This is a genomic window from Candidatus Latescibacterota bacterium (assembly GCA_019038625.1).
Lineage (GTDB): Bacteria > Krumholzibacteriota > Krumholzibacteriia > Krumholzibacteriales > Krumholzibacteriaceae > JAGLYV01.
Window position 1 is genome coordinate 17,542 of record JAHOYU010000259.1, and the last position, 13,943, is coordinate 31,484.

Consider the following 13,943-nt stretch of genomic DNA (forward strand, 5'->3'; position numbering starts at 1 on the left):
TCATTCTCCTTTCCAAAGGCTGGTGACCATGACCGGCGCAGCCATTTCCACAGATCTTTCCAGAATATCAGCAAATTTCCTGCCATCTTCGGGATATGCTGCCGTGCCGAAACAACAATTATCTTTGTTGCAGACCAGAGACAGTCTCCCATGAACTGACTCTCTTTTTCTATCCACCGTAAGTGATGACTTTTCTGAAAATAGCATCAGCGCCAGATTCTCTGAAACAGGCCAGATGCATATGTCATCAGTACCGACTTCTTCGGCAGCAGGATTTATCGTCGGACTCACTTCCCATTCGGAGATCATATCGACCCAGCAGTTCCGGTTATCGTTTACAAGAACACTAAGGATCGGCAGATCACCTCGCAAAATCGTATCATCGAATACCGCCCTGGCGTTGGCGACTGCCAGTACCGCCTCATTGGTCTTCCTGTCGGCCGGTATCGTAATATCCAGAGTCCCCCCATTTCCCTGAACTTCCCTGGCTGACAAGATTCCACCATGCAGCTTTACAAGTCGACTGGCGATCATCAGGCCCAAACCCCTTACGGGATGTGTATTGTTGTTATCATATTTCTCTGCCCGGTTTACCCTCTCTACGACACCATCAGGTAACCCCGGACCCGAATCTTCGATTCTGACCGTTACAAATTTCATAGACGGTATATGCTCACGAATTGCTTCCGGACGAAGAGATTCGGCTGGATCTTCATTCATTCTGACGACTATACCGATCCTGCCTTCATACGGCACGTGCTTGAGACTGTTCGAAATAATATTCTGAATCACCTGTTCCATCATATCTGGATCGATATAGAGGCTGTTTATCTCACTGCTGATATCCAGGTCAAGTTCGATCTTTCTGCTGTTGAACGAACTCCTGAAGATCGTAATTGAATCTTCGATAAATCTGTCAGCGGGAACATTACGGAAAATCGCTTGTCTATTGGTTTTCCTGATACTGGAGGTCCTCACCAGGCCATCGACAAGAAGATTCAATCGATCGACGGTCCTGATCGCTGTTCCAACGAATTTCTTTTCTCGCTGGGATACTGGCTGCCCTTTGTATCTGTCAGCATCGGACTCACCTTCATAAGAATCACTAAGAAGCCGAAGTGAGTTCTTGAGTCCTGTCAAAGGCGTTCTCAGTTCATGAGCGACTGTCGCGAGCATTTCTTCTGTGGACCGATCTTTTTCCTTTTCAATGGAGACATCTCTAATCAGTATGATTGAACCTGCTTCGGCATAGACATTCTCAAGTTTGACCCAATCGACAGATAGATACCCGTTCTTCCCCTTGTCCGCCTTTATTTTCCTCGATTTTAGCAGACCGGCAATTCTGAACTCGCTCCAGATGCCATTGATGTTGAATGGAGTAATACCGTCCAGTTCCCCAAGAGTCTCGGGTGCAGCTCCATCGATACCAAGTACCTTAAAAAAATTATCGTTAGCCGCTACAAGCCTGCCTTCAGGAGAGATCATGGCGCACGCGACAGGTATCTGTCCTATGATCTTCCCGATAACATTCAATTCTCCACTCAACATGTACATCATCGGAGTACCGGACTTGCCTTCGCCCGCCATCGAATTGAAGAACGATATCGTCTCTCTCACAAACGCATCTTCCCTTACGCTACCAAAAAACAGGACTCCACGAACCTTCGTATCGAAGATGACTGGAACGATGAAGTAACTTTCTATCCTGGAATTACCGACCAGATATGAGATGTTATTATGTATCGATTTATAATAGACCTTCTCTCTTGCCAGACTTTGGGGCACTCGATTATTAGCAAACATGTCATAAGTCGTTTTTAGTTTTTCTCTGATCTCGGGAACCCTGAGAGATAATTCACGGCTGTCCAACAACGCATGAAGACATTCCTCTCCATTACTCGAATAATAGGCACAGAACTCCGCTCCAGCGATCTCCATCATCCTGACCAGAACATTCTTCATTGAGGATTCATCTCGCGAGGACTCCAGCAAGTCGATTTTCAGAGATTCAGTAGTTCTTCGTTCATCACTTCCAGCATTGATGAACGGATTCAGGGAAATCGAGATCACTTCACCAGCATCTTCCAGAAATCTGCAGGAAACTGATGTCCCGGCAGGAAGAATAAGATTAAGCACTCCGTATTGTTCAAACCCTGTCTTGAGTTCTATTCTCCGGACATCTTTTGCCTGCTGATCATCCTTCTCCTTCATATCATCTACATGTCCGGAATTAAGCACCACCCACCTGTCAGCGTCCCTGCTTTCCAACCCGCACAATACAGACACTTCTGCCCGGGTAGTCCCGTCCTTCGAACAGGTCAGATATATCGTTCTTTCGCTATATATTTCCAGAACACAACAAACCAGCGGCATCAGGTCTGATATCGCTTCATCTATGACCTTGACAACCGTCCGGATATTCTTTGGAGAAGACACCCGGAGCTTCTTCAAAAGATGTGATAATTCTGTTGTTACCATTCGTTTCCGTCTTCCAAGAGTATCAAGACATTCCCTCTCAGCACTCTGAACCGCAACTAGCATGCCACGAAAGGATATCTCCGGAAATCAGACCTGGATAAAACCGGCAGCATCAAGATAAAGCGTATCTTTTTATTTCACTATGGGTTACAGTCGCCCGGCAGGGGCGTGACAAGGCAAGTTCTTTCACACAAAATAAGTCATCATGAATTATACGCTGGTGGGTGACAAAAATTCGTCCATTGACAGAAAACTTTTGCTACTTCCCGGAAAAATATTCAGTCATGTTAATCGCTGTATCCTGAAGGGTTTTTGTCTCTCCAGGCAAAAGCATCAGCAATTATCTTCCTGATATCTGCGTATTCCTGTTTCCATCCCAGAATCTCCTCTGCTTTTTCTGAAGAAGCTACGAGGATTGCCGGATCCCCCACTCTCCGGTCACCGATTCGATGAGGCACATCCATACCGGTGACTTCAGCTGCCGCTTCGATCACATCAAGAACAGAAAACCCCTGGCCGTTACCAAGGTTTAAAGCCCCTGTCTTCCCCTCGATCAATTTTTCCAGACCGAGAATATGAGCTGTAGCCAGGTCTTTCACATGAATATAATCGCGGACGCAGGTGCCGTCAGGAGTCGGGTAATCATTGCCAAAGACAGTGAGTTCTCCTCTTCTTCCTGCTGCTGCATCCAGAACCAGCGGGATCAGATGAGATTCCGGCCTGTGGTCTTCCCCCCTGGCCTCGGAAGCACCCGCAGCATTAAAATACCGGAGAGACAGCGACTTGAGCCCCCAGGCGGCAGAACAGTCGGCAAGGAGCCTCTCGACGGCTAGTTTCGTATTACCGTAGGGATTTACGGGACTGAGTCTCGCGTCTTCAGTCAGCGGGACATTATCAGGTTCTCCATATACAGCGGCAGTCGAAGAAAAGAGAAATCGATCGACACTGGAAGACTTCATCGCCTGAAGAAGTGAGATCGCACCTGTTATATTGTTCCTGTAATATTTTAAAGGATCTGTCACTGATTCGCCGACCTGGGAAAAGGCCGCAAAATGGCATACAGCATCGATTCCGTCAGAGAGAGCATTGGAAATAGCAGATGTATCAAGCAAGTCTGCTTCGACAAAGGAGGCCCTCGCTTCTATCGCCTGGCGGTGACCGGTTGAAAGATTATCCACAACGACGACCTGGTGCCCACCGTCAAGCAGACATTCTGAAACGACACTCCCTATGTATCCAGCTCCTCCTGTGACCAGTATTTTCATCACTCCTCCTGTTTGAACTTTTCGATAAATGCTTTCAGATATTCACCGGTTTTCGATTCTTGTGATTCTTTGATCTCATCCGGTCGGCCACATGCAACTATCCGGCCTCCCTGGTCTCCTCCTCCAGGGCCAAGATCGATAATGTGATCCGCGCTGGCTATGACCTCCATGTTATGTTCGATTACCAGCACCGAATGACCGGCATCCAGCAGCTCGTCGAATACACGAAGCAGCCGGGTAATGTCGGACATATGCAGACCGGTAGTCGGTTCATCCATGATATAGATGTTATTGTCACCTCTCGCTTCGGCAAGCTCTCTGGTGATCTTTATCCTTTGTGCCTCCCCACCTGAAAGTGTGTTCGACGGCTGTCCGAGTTTGAGATAACCGAGTCCTGCCTTGCTGAGTATCCAGAGTTTCTCGCCCAGAGCCGGAATCTCATCAAAGAACATTATAGCTTCATCGACAGTCATGTCCAGTACCTGGCTGATATTCTTGCCCCTGTACTCGACTTCGAGAGTCTCCCGGTTGAATCTTCTCCCCCCACACTCCTCACAGGGAACAAATACATCCGCCATAAAATGCATTTCGACTCTCCTGAATCCCATCCCCTCACACCTGGCGCATCTCCCCCCCGTCTTATTAAAACTGAAACGGCCCGTATTATAACCACGGACCATCGATTTTCTCTGTGATGCAAACAGTTCCCTTATAAACGAAAAACCTTTGATATATGTTATGGGATTAGACCTCGGAGAACTCCCGATCGGACTCTGATCTACCAGGAGTGTCTTCCCTGACTGTCCCTCCAAAATAACTTCACCGACATAATTATGGCGAACGGCCTTCTTATCTCCTCTCAATATGGGAAATAAGACATCGACCAGGAGAGTACTCTTGCCCGAACCCGAGACTCCAGTGACGCAGACAAGATTTCCAAGCGGGATCTTCACGTCCATATCTCTGATATTATGCAGCGAAATTCCATTCAGAGTGATGGACCCATGAGATTTTCGCTGTGTTTTTCTTATTTCTACATTCTCCGGCTTGTCGAAAAGAGCCTTAAGCGTCCTTGAATCTCCAGGGGAAACGCTCCGGGCTTCTTCCATAGTACCGTTGAATAATACCCTGCCACCGTCTCTCCCGGGTCCCGGGCCGAGATCCAGAATATGGTCCGAAGCCAGGATGATATCCGGATCATGTTCCACCACGATAACGGTGTTCCCCATGTCTCTCAGTTTTTTCATGACCGATGTCAATCTTTCATTATCCGCCGCGTGAAGCCCGATAGACGGCTCATCCAGAACATACAATGTATCGACAAGGCTTGCCCCAAGCGAGTTTGCAAGGTTGATCCTCTGGGCTTCTCCCCCCGAAAGAGTCCGGGTCAGTCTGTCCAGCGTGAGATATCCGAGCCCAACATCGATCATGAACCCCAGTCTTGAAATCAGTTCATTGACTATATCCCTGGAAATGTTTTTTTCAGAGACTTCAAGATCGGCCCTGTCCAGTATCTTCAGGATCTCTGAAGGAATCCTTGAAGCGATTTCACCGATCCTGAATCCAACAAATGTCACATAACCTGATTCCTCTCTCAGCCTGGATCCGCCACAGGATCTGCATGTACTGAAACCCATATACCGCCTTGTAAAGAATCTGTGACCCTTTTTGTAACTTTTCTCTTTCATCTTCTCAAGAAAAGGTATCACGCCCGAGAAATCGCCAGAACCTTCAAGAATCATTTTCCGGTGATCTCCCCCAAGATCTCTCCAGGGTACCCTGGTCGGGATTTTTGCGCGCCTGCAGAATTTTAACATCTTCGAATGAAAAAATTCGAACCTTTCCCTCGACCATGGATCGATTGCCCTATCTGACAGACTTTTCCTCGAATCTGGGACTATCAGATCCTCGGAAAATTCCATCCTGTCACCAAAACCCTTGCATTCGGGACAGGCGCCATACGGACTGTTGAATGAAAAAAGCAGAGGGGTCGGAGCCTGGAACAGCCGGCCACAATCGCTGCATGAAGGGACGGTATTGTACCGGACCCTCTCCTCCAGATCAGCCGTAGAAATGTCTACTGTACCTTCATGCTCCCTATAAGCCTGCTCGACGGCTTCTGCGATCCTTGAGCGGTTCGCGTCTGAAGCCTCCAGCCTGTCGAGAATGATATCAAGTCCGTCCGAACCGGATCCACCCGGATCAAACTCCTCGATCCTGACAGGTTCACCTCCAGCCAGAATACGGGCGAAACCTCTCGATACAAGATACTTCCTCCTGGATTCCCATTCCCCACCCCCGGACATGGTCTCGGGCATCAGGACAAATATCCGTTTACCCGCGAATCTCGAGATTACTTCAGCTGACACCTCACTGGGAGACCATGCCTTGACTGGTATCCCGCAGTCTGGACAACATGTCTTCCCGACTCTTGCGTATAACAGCCTCAGGTAATCGTATATTTCTGTGGCAGTTCCTACGGTCGACCGTGCACTGGAAACAGTATTCTTCTGTCTGATAGCGATCGTGGGACTGATTCCAGACATTGTATCCAATTCCGGTCTATCGAGTTTTTCAATAAACTGTCTTGCGTATGTGGATAGTGACTCGATATAGCGCCGTTGTCCCTCGGCGTAGATAGTATCAAACGCGAGCGAGGATTTGCCGGATCCGGACACGCCTGTCACAGCTATCACTTTCCGATGCGGCAATTCAATATCCAGGTTCTGAAGGTTGTGCTGCCTTGCTCCCTTGATTACTATTTTATCATACGCCAAATCTTCCCTCCATGAATGCAAACGATAATATTATCAGGAATTGCAATGATATTCAACATCGTATATATTTTCTCCCATGAGTTACGAGAAAGCATGTAAGGAAATGAATGCGCTGAGAGACACCCTCCGGGCACTTCGCGGAAAAAACGGTTGTCCCTGGGACAGGGAAAGAACGCCCGGGCAGTTGATATCCTATCTGATCGATGAAGTCTATGAACTTCTCAACGCCGAGGTCTCTGGCAACGCGGACAATATCGAGGAAGAGCTCGGCGATGTCTTCTTTCTGATAATATTCATCCACAATCTTCTCGATGAAAACTCAAGGATACCTCTCTCCAGGACCATCGCTCGTGTCCACCAGAAGATAATCAACAGACACCCCCATGTCTTCGGAGACAGAAATGCTTCAGACCATTCCGAGAGTGTCGCTGAATGGGAAAGGATCAAAAAACTCGAAAAGCCTCAACACGAAGATGGCCTCCTGCTCTCGACTGTCGATTCGAATACTCCTCCCCTCAGACAGGCCATGGCGATTTCTAAAAAGGTGGTTTCAGTAGGCTTCGAATGGCCCGACCATGAAGGGGTGCTCGAGAAACTTGACGAAGAGATCGGAGAACTTCGCGAAGCTGTGACCTCCGGAGACAGGGAAAATATCAGGGAAGAGGTCGGCGACATCCTGTTTACGGCAGTAAACCTGGCCCGCATACTCGATATCGATCCGGATGACTCCCTGGCTCATGCCTGCAGAAAATTCAGAGACAGGTTTAATCTGATGGAGACAACAATCAAAAAGATCGGCAGAAAACCGTCAGACCTGACTCTTGATGAACTTGAAACTTTCTGGCAGGATTCAAAATAAAACAAAAATGATTCAATATAAAATGGGGGGGCAAAGCCCCCCCATAAAGTTCAGATTCCGTTCTCTGTCTCTCAATTCATCCTGTGGAATTCAATACGCCTGTTTTCTGCCCTTCCGGTCGCGGTCTTGTTAGAGGAGACCGGATCAGCCTCTCCATATCCTTTGGCAAGGATCCTGTCAGGCATGACTCCTGAATTGACTACATAGTTCTTTACAGCGTCCGCCCTTTTCTGGGAAAGAGACAGGTTGGTCTCCCAGCTCCCGACACTGTCAGTATATCCACGGATCTCGACCTTGACTTCGGGATAGGCCATCAACGACTTGGTCACCTGATCAAGGATTGCGTATGAATCGGGAGTTAGGGAAGCCGAACCACTCTCGAAATTCACACCCCTGAGGATAAACCTTTCCTCGATGGGCCTCTCATCAGGACAGCCATCTTCATCCATGTATCCATTGAAAGTCTCCGGCTGGTTAGGACAATTGTCCTCTGCGTCCATGATACCGTCGAGGTCATTATCCAGATCCGGACATCCGTCCTCGTCCTGGAATCCGTCCAGATCCTCAGCTTTCAGCGGACATTTGTCCAGATCATCGGGAACACCGTCATTGTCACTATCCTGTAGAACGTCCGGACATCCATCGCTGTCCTCAAACCCGTCAAAATCCTCGGGTTCGTTCGGGCACCTGTCATCTACATCTGAAATACCATCGCCGTCATTATCGAGATCCGGACATCCGTCTTCATCGTTGAACCCATCAAAATCTTCCGCGAGATCCGGACAGGTATCGACATCGTCCGCTATACCATCGCCGTCGTTATCCAGGTCCGGACATCCATCGTCATCCTCAAAACCATCGAAATCTTCAGGCTCATCGACACATTTGTCCATTTTGTCTTCTATTCCATCTTTGTCGCTGTCCTGAGGCAACACAAACCCGCTGAATGACAGGGCAAAATAAGCCATCCAATCAGGCGGATTCATTATCGACATATCATCTTCAGAATTGAGATTCAGGTCGATAGCCCCCATCACTCCGACACCTTTTTCTGATACGAAGGATATTCCAGGAGTGACCGTATACATGTTTTTGTTCTTAAATTCGACTGTGTCATCATCTTCTTCATATTCGGCATTCATGAATTCATCCCAGTTGAATTCGACAAACAACCGCGTATTCTTCAGGATAAATTCCACTCCAGCCCCAAAAGTGAAAAGGTCATTGAAATTATCACTGAACCCTTCTGGGACTCCGGGGTAGGCAGGCTGGTAAAATCCACTTAAATTAGGATTATCCGTATTCAGAATACCGTAGCCGTCTTCCTCATTCCGATTGAAGCGATAACCCACATTCAAATGCAACTTGGTCGGCACAAAACTTTCCTGCTCTGTCAGGTTCAGAGTCAACAAACCGGTTACACCGAAATCGATCGATTCCGTCGTAAAACGCCTGTCCTTGTTCCCTGTTGGAAAATTGACCATACCAAGCACTCCGAGCTTGAATATATCGGACGGGATCGGAGGAATAAGTTTGGCCTGGATTTTTGTATCTCCAAGCCCTCCCCTGAAGATCGTCCCGAATTCTTCGCCCGCAAATTCATCACCGGTGCGCATAATCCAGTTTCTTACATCTATCGCGGCTGACAGCTCGACATTGTTGCTCAGTCCAAGTGTCAGGGCCGCTCTCGAGATGAAGAAATCGTAATCGACTTCAGCGTCAGATCCGGCACCTTCCCACAAACTACCCTCTACGTCAAACACTGTGACGCCGTACTGCTTGTAATAACCAGTTCCGAGAGAAAATACCAGTTTACCTTTTCCCACAGTCCCCGCTTCATGGACTCTGAGGATTCCTGCTGTCCCCTCCCATGAAGCCTGTGCAAACGCAGCACCGGTAAATATCGTTACAACTATCAAGACCAGTGAAAACCGATAAAAAGCCCTCATCCTGGACCCTCCTGTTAAAATCACAGCTGTCGCGATTCATGTGTTACAATCATCCACAGCTGCATAATTCCGGTCACTCCTATTCCTCAACCTCTTCGTTACTAGAATTCGTATCTTCTTTATTGTCTTGTTCTTCCGCATTCTCGTCGCTATCAGCATCTTCGTTAGAACGCGAATTCTCGTCCACATAATTCATCTGTAGATCAAGAAGGATGCTATCCAGTAATTTCTTTTCGTCCTCCTCGAGATTTCCCGCGGTCTTCTTTTGAAGCATCGCGATCATATCGATAGTAATCCTGGCCTGTTGCAAATCTCTCTCCACTTTTCCGGTAACCGGATTAGTTATCTTTCCAAGCTGCTGAAGAGCGAGGGTCTGAAACATCGCCAGAAGGTGGTGAAAAAGAAATCGTTCCCCATTATTCCCCATATTATCGTTTGATTCCAAGGCTGTGCCTCCTTTCACATAAAACGACTATAGATTTATGAAAATTATTGTGTCAATGAAAATCAGAGGATCAAAAAAAATGCCGGAGCAAATGTCCGGCACTTAAATAAACGGTCTTGTCGAGGTCGTAAATCTTTCTTCAGTCGGTCAATCGACGCCCCTTTCCGAGGCGAACCAGATCATTTTAGCATTTACATCAGAAGATTTGTTGGAATAACCATGCTTCTGAGTAGCGATGTAATATATGCTGTCACCTTCACCTAGTTCATGCATGTTTCCGTCCACATGGAATATGATACTACCTTCCAGCACCAGCGCGGCTTCATCGCAACTATGCTCATGAAGCTTGATCTCCTGATCGGTTGAAGGAGCCAGCTCGATCAGCCGGGAATTGATTTTGCCTGATGGAATGGAATTTGTCAGCATCTCGATAAATCCCTCAGCCCTTCCCAACTCTGTCTGCTGACGATCCTCAAGAGCTATGAACGAAACGTCCTTCAATTCCTCTTTTTCGATGAAGTATGCGGGATCTTTTCCAAGAGCTTCAGCGATCCGGATCAGTGCACCGATAGTCGGAGAAGTCTTGCCTCTTTCGATCTCGGATATATGAGTGGCCGATATCCGTGCCTTCGCTTCCACATTCTTAAGCGTGAAATGCTGGTGTTCCCTGACTTTCTTTATTCTTCTTCCAATCTCTTCCTTGGTAATCATCCTCTGCATCCTCCGCTCATTCCTGGCCTAAAGACTGTAGGGTGGCATCGTGACCCATATAGCCCTGCACTTGGCATCACCGATATTCCTCATGGCATGAGGTTTATTCGATTTATAATGAATGCTGTCACCCTCTTTGAGGATGTATTTCTCTTCGCCGATTATGATCTCCATCACACCTTTCGTTACCAGCGCGAACTCCTCCCCGTCATGTGTACTCGTCTCTTCGGGACGGGCAATCCCCGGATCGAGTTCTACTTCGAGGAAAGAGATGACCGGGCTCGGCAGATCCTTCGTTAACGAATGGTAGGTGGCGCCCCAATCCACGAACTGCATCTTCTTTCTTTCGTTTTTAGTGACGACAGAGATCTTCGAAACATTTTTCTTTTCCACAAAATATGCTACGTCGGTTCCCATCGCCTCGGCGATCTTCGCCAACGCACCGACAGTCGGAGAGGTCATGCCTCTCTCAATCTCGGAGACGTGAGTCGCGGATACTTTTGCCTTTAATTCGATGTCCTTGAGAGTCAATCCCTTAGCCAGACGGTATTTCTTGATACGTGAACCTATCTCATTCTTAATATCCATCTGTCCCTCCCGAACCTCTATAGAATATCCTGTATCTCTATTATTTGCATACGAGTCCACACATTACTATCGAACGACAGACTAATATAATCAATTAAAACTGAAAATCCAGTCTTTACATTAAAAAGTGGCGCGAAAGCATGAATCGTCACCCAACAATGTCATACTATTTCCTGTATGCATAAACTCATTTATTGGTTCGGTGCATTTCTGTTGACTATTCCAGAATCGCTATGGGTCCCGGGGTTTAGATATCGTAACCTTCAATTAATCTGGACGTTTGAGGCCTGCTTGCCTTATATTCACGGTAAGCGTGTCCCGTGGATATATGATAACATCCTCTTTGGGGCCACTATTCACAAGACATGGGGTAATCGATGTTTGCTGACAACAGCAGAATACTTGTGATCAGGTTCAGTTCACTCGGTGATCTGGTCCTGATGCTTCCCATGCTCCGCACTCTGAGAATATCTCATCCGTCTTCCATCATCGAAGTCGTTACAAAGTCCAAGTTCGCCGATCTTTTCAAGTCTGTGCCAGACGTGGACAGACTTCATCTGCTCAAAGAGGAAAATGTGACCGGGCTCCTTCGGATGGCATCCCTCCTTCGCGGCCATAAGTATGATCTTCTGATCGATGCGCATAATGTAATCAGGAGTCGAGCCCTTTCTCTCATGCTGAAAGCAGACAGGAAGGTGCGCCTCAGAAAAGATCATATGAAAAAGATCAGGCTCATAAAGGGGCACCGACCGATGGCAGGAAGATTCATCTCCCAGATCGACAGATATCTTGAAATTACTGATTCGCTCGATATCCCCCACCCCGATAGCGGGACTCTACTTGAGATATCAGAGGAGACCAGTACGACTGTCCTTGAAATACTCGATAGAAAAGGAATCAGAGGTAGAGATCTTGTCGCAATCGCACCCGGGGCCAGATGGCCGTCAAAAAGGTGGCCTGAAGAGTCATTCGGCCGGGTCGCGAATTATATTGCGGGAAAGGGATTCTGCGTCCTACTCGTTGGAAATATGGAAGAACGGGAACTTTGTGAGAGAATAAGGATGGACAATCCACTCGTCATCAATCTGGCAGGGAGCTTGAAGATCCATGAGACGACGGCGGCGCTTGAGGTCTCCCGATGCCTTATCACTAATGACTCGGCACCGATGCATCTTGCCGAAGCGGTAGACACGCCGGTTGTAGCTATATTCGGACCGACTGTCAGGGAATTCGGATTCTCTCCTCATCTTCCACGCTCCATACTCCTGGATAAAACCATGGAGTGCAGACCGTGTTCCAGAAACGGAGCAGCGTCCTGCCGATATGATACTCTCGAATGCCTGACATCGATTGATTGTGAAAGGGTATTGGAATCGGTCATGAAGATCCTTGATGATCTACCAGAAAATATGCCGGGAGGAAAATAGATGAGACTCAAACTCCTCCTGTATAATATTTTTCTCCCCGCTGCATGGTTCATCCTGAGATTGATCTCGTTATTGAATACCAGGATCTCGAGGGCGGTCTCTGCCAGAAAACATATCCATGAAAGGTGGCGATCGAAACTCGACAGTGCCGAAGCAGCCGGGATCACTGTCTGGTTCCATGTCTCCTCAGTCGGCGAATTTCTTCAGGCTCGACCGGTCATGGATCTCCTTGAAAAGTCATATGGAAATGACTTGCGGATCGCTCTCACATTCTACTCCCCTTCAGGCATCGAGTACTACAACAAGCATGACCGGATGAGAAAAAACCTTTCTGTCCGGTTCGTAGATTATCTTCCATTTGATACTCCGGGAAATGCGCGTTTCTGTCTGGACTCTCTGAGGCCTCAATTGATAGTCTATGTAAAATACGATATCTGGCCGAATCTTCTGGCTGAGGCCGATTCCAGAAATATCCCACAGGTACTTATTTCAGCTTCTGTTCCTCCCCACTCAAAGAGATTTTCCGGTATTGCCGGCTGGTTCATGAAAACGATATTTTCACGCCTGACGGCCATCGCCACCGTTTCGGATGAAGAATCCATAAAATTGAAAGATTTTACAGGTAACATGGTCAATATTTTATCGACGGGAGACATCCGATTTGATCAGGTCGTTCAGAGAATCGATAATCCATCGTCTTCCATTCCAGCTGCCATTTCCAGTGACCCCAGAAAACTCCTCATAGCCGGAAGCACCTGGCCGAAGGACGAGGAGATCGTCATCCCTGGTTTCTCCAGTCTGACAGGAATGTTCCACGACCTGGCGCTTGTCATAGTACCTCATGAACCTACTCCTGACAGAATCGCATCAATATCCGACAAACTCGAACAGTCAGGTTTGTCCTATTGCCTTCTGTCGGATTTCAATGAACTTCGTTGGCCTTCCATCCAGGTCATCATAGCCGACGGGCTTGGTTACCTGGCGGAACTCTATGCTACGGGATCCATAGCTTATGTTGGTGGCGCGTGCACGACAGGTGTCCATAATATCATGGAACCTGCTGCTTCAGGACTTCCTGTCCTTTTCGGCCCTAGACATCAAAATGCGTGGGAGTCAAAAGACCTGATCCGGATAGGTGCAGCTTTCGAAGTTTCAAACCCTGGTGAGTTCGTCAATGTCATCGGCAGGATGTTGTCAGACGACTCTCTTCTCACCTCTGCCGGTCAAGCTGCTGAAGATTTTATAAGGTCGGGGACCGGCGCCGCACTCCGATGTGCGAATCTGCTTGAGAGACTGATCGAAAAGGGTGTCCCGGATCTCTCTACCGACTGATCAGGTTCCGACGATGTTTCCCCTGGGAGATCAGAGCTTTCCCTGATTCATCAGCACCTGGATAGTACCCTTTCGCTTTTTACTCTGAGGATAGTATATGATCATATCAGAG

10 protein-coding genes are annotated in these 13,943 nt (G+C 47.8%); 3 read left to right on the top strand and 7 right to left on the bottom strand.

All coding sequences use genetic code 11. From position 1 onward, the window contains the following. From KOO63_16390 to uvrA, 3 genes are all read right to left on the bottom strand, one after another. A complete protein-coding gene (locus tag KOO63_16390; protein ID MBU8923396.1) occupies window positions 1-2,478 on the bottom strand; it encodes a GAF domain-containing sensor histidine kinase in 2,478 nt (825 codons plus the stop codon). A 287-nt stretch (window positions 2,479-2,765) separates the two neighbouring features. After that, window positions 2,766-3,743 (bottom strand): UDP-glucose 4-epimerase GalE, encoded by a 978-nt coding sequence (gene galE / locus KOO63_16395; GenBank protein MBU8923397.1) that lies wholly within the window; start codon window positions 3,741-3,743, stop codon window positions 2,766-2,768. Next, window positions 3,743-6,520: an excinuclease ABC subunit UvrA gene (uvrA, locus tag KOO63_16400; GenBank protein ID MBU8923398.1), complete on the bottom strand. Its 2,778-nt coding sequence runs from the start codon at window positions 6,518-6,520 to the stop codon at window positions 3,743-3,745. The genes galE and uvrA overlap by 1 nt, the downstream gene beginning before the upstream one ends. Window positions 6,521-6,623: 103 nt before the next feature. Between uvrA and mazG the strand changes: the two genes are divergently transcribed. Next, the gene (gene mazG, locus KOO63_16405) at window positions 6,624-7,379 is read left to right on the top strand and encodes a nucleoside triphosphate pyrophosphohydrolase (protein MBU8923399.1); all 756 of its coding nucleotides are present in this window, start codon (window positions 6,624-6,626) and stop codon (window positions 7,377-7,379) included. A gap of 71 nt (window positions 7,380-7,450) precedes the next feature. Here mazG and KOO63_16410 read toward each other — a convergent pair whose 3' ends face one another. The 4 genes from KOO63_16410 to KOO63_16425 form a co-directional block, all read right to left on the bottom strand. Then, the gene (locus KOO63_16410; GenBank protein MBU8923400.1) at window positions 7,451-9,328 is read right to left on the bottom strand and encodes an OmpA family protein; all 1,878 of its coding nucleotides are present in this window, start codon (window positions 9,326-9,328) and stop codon (window positions 7,451-7,453) included. A gap of 79 nt (window positions 9,329-9,407) precedes the next feature. After that, a complete protein-coding gene (locus KOO63_16415) occupies window positions 9,408-9,773 on the bottom strand; it encodes a DUF1844 domain-containing protein (GenBank protein MBU8923401.1) in 366 nt (121 codons plus the stop codon). A 147-nt stretch (window positions 9,774-9,920) separates the two neighbouring features. Beyond that, entirely contained in the window at window positions 9,921-10,484 is a 564-nt protein-coding gene (locus tag KOO63_16420; protein ID MBU8923402.1) for a cupin domain-containing protein, read from the bottom strand. Between the two features lie 27 nt (window positions 10,485-10,511). Next, window positions 10,512-11,072, bottom strand: coding sequence for an XRE family transcriptional regulator (locus KOO63_16425; protein MBU8923403.1), 561 nt, complete (start codon window positions 11,070-11,072; stop codon window positions 10,512-10,514). A 377-nt stretch (window positions 11,073-11,449) separates the two neighbouring features. Here KOO63_16425 and KOO63_16430 point away from each other — a divergent pair, with 377 nt between their 5' ends. Both KOO63_16430 and KOO63_16435 read left to right on the top strand, forming a co-directional pair. Continuing rightward, entirely contained in the window at window positions 11,450-12,499 is a 1,050-nt protein-coding gene (locus KOO63_16430) for a glycosyltransferase family 9 protein (GenBank protein MBU8923404.1), read from the top strand. Continuing rightward, window positions 12,500-13,831: a hypothetical protein gene (locus KOO63_16435; GenBank protein ID MBU8923405.1), complete on the top strand. Its 1,332-nt coding sequence runs from the start codon at window positions 12,500-12,502 to the stop codon at window positions 13,829-13,831. It begins immediately after the preceding gene. The last annotated feature ends 112 nt before the right edge of the window (window positions 13,832-13,943 follow it).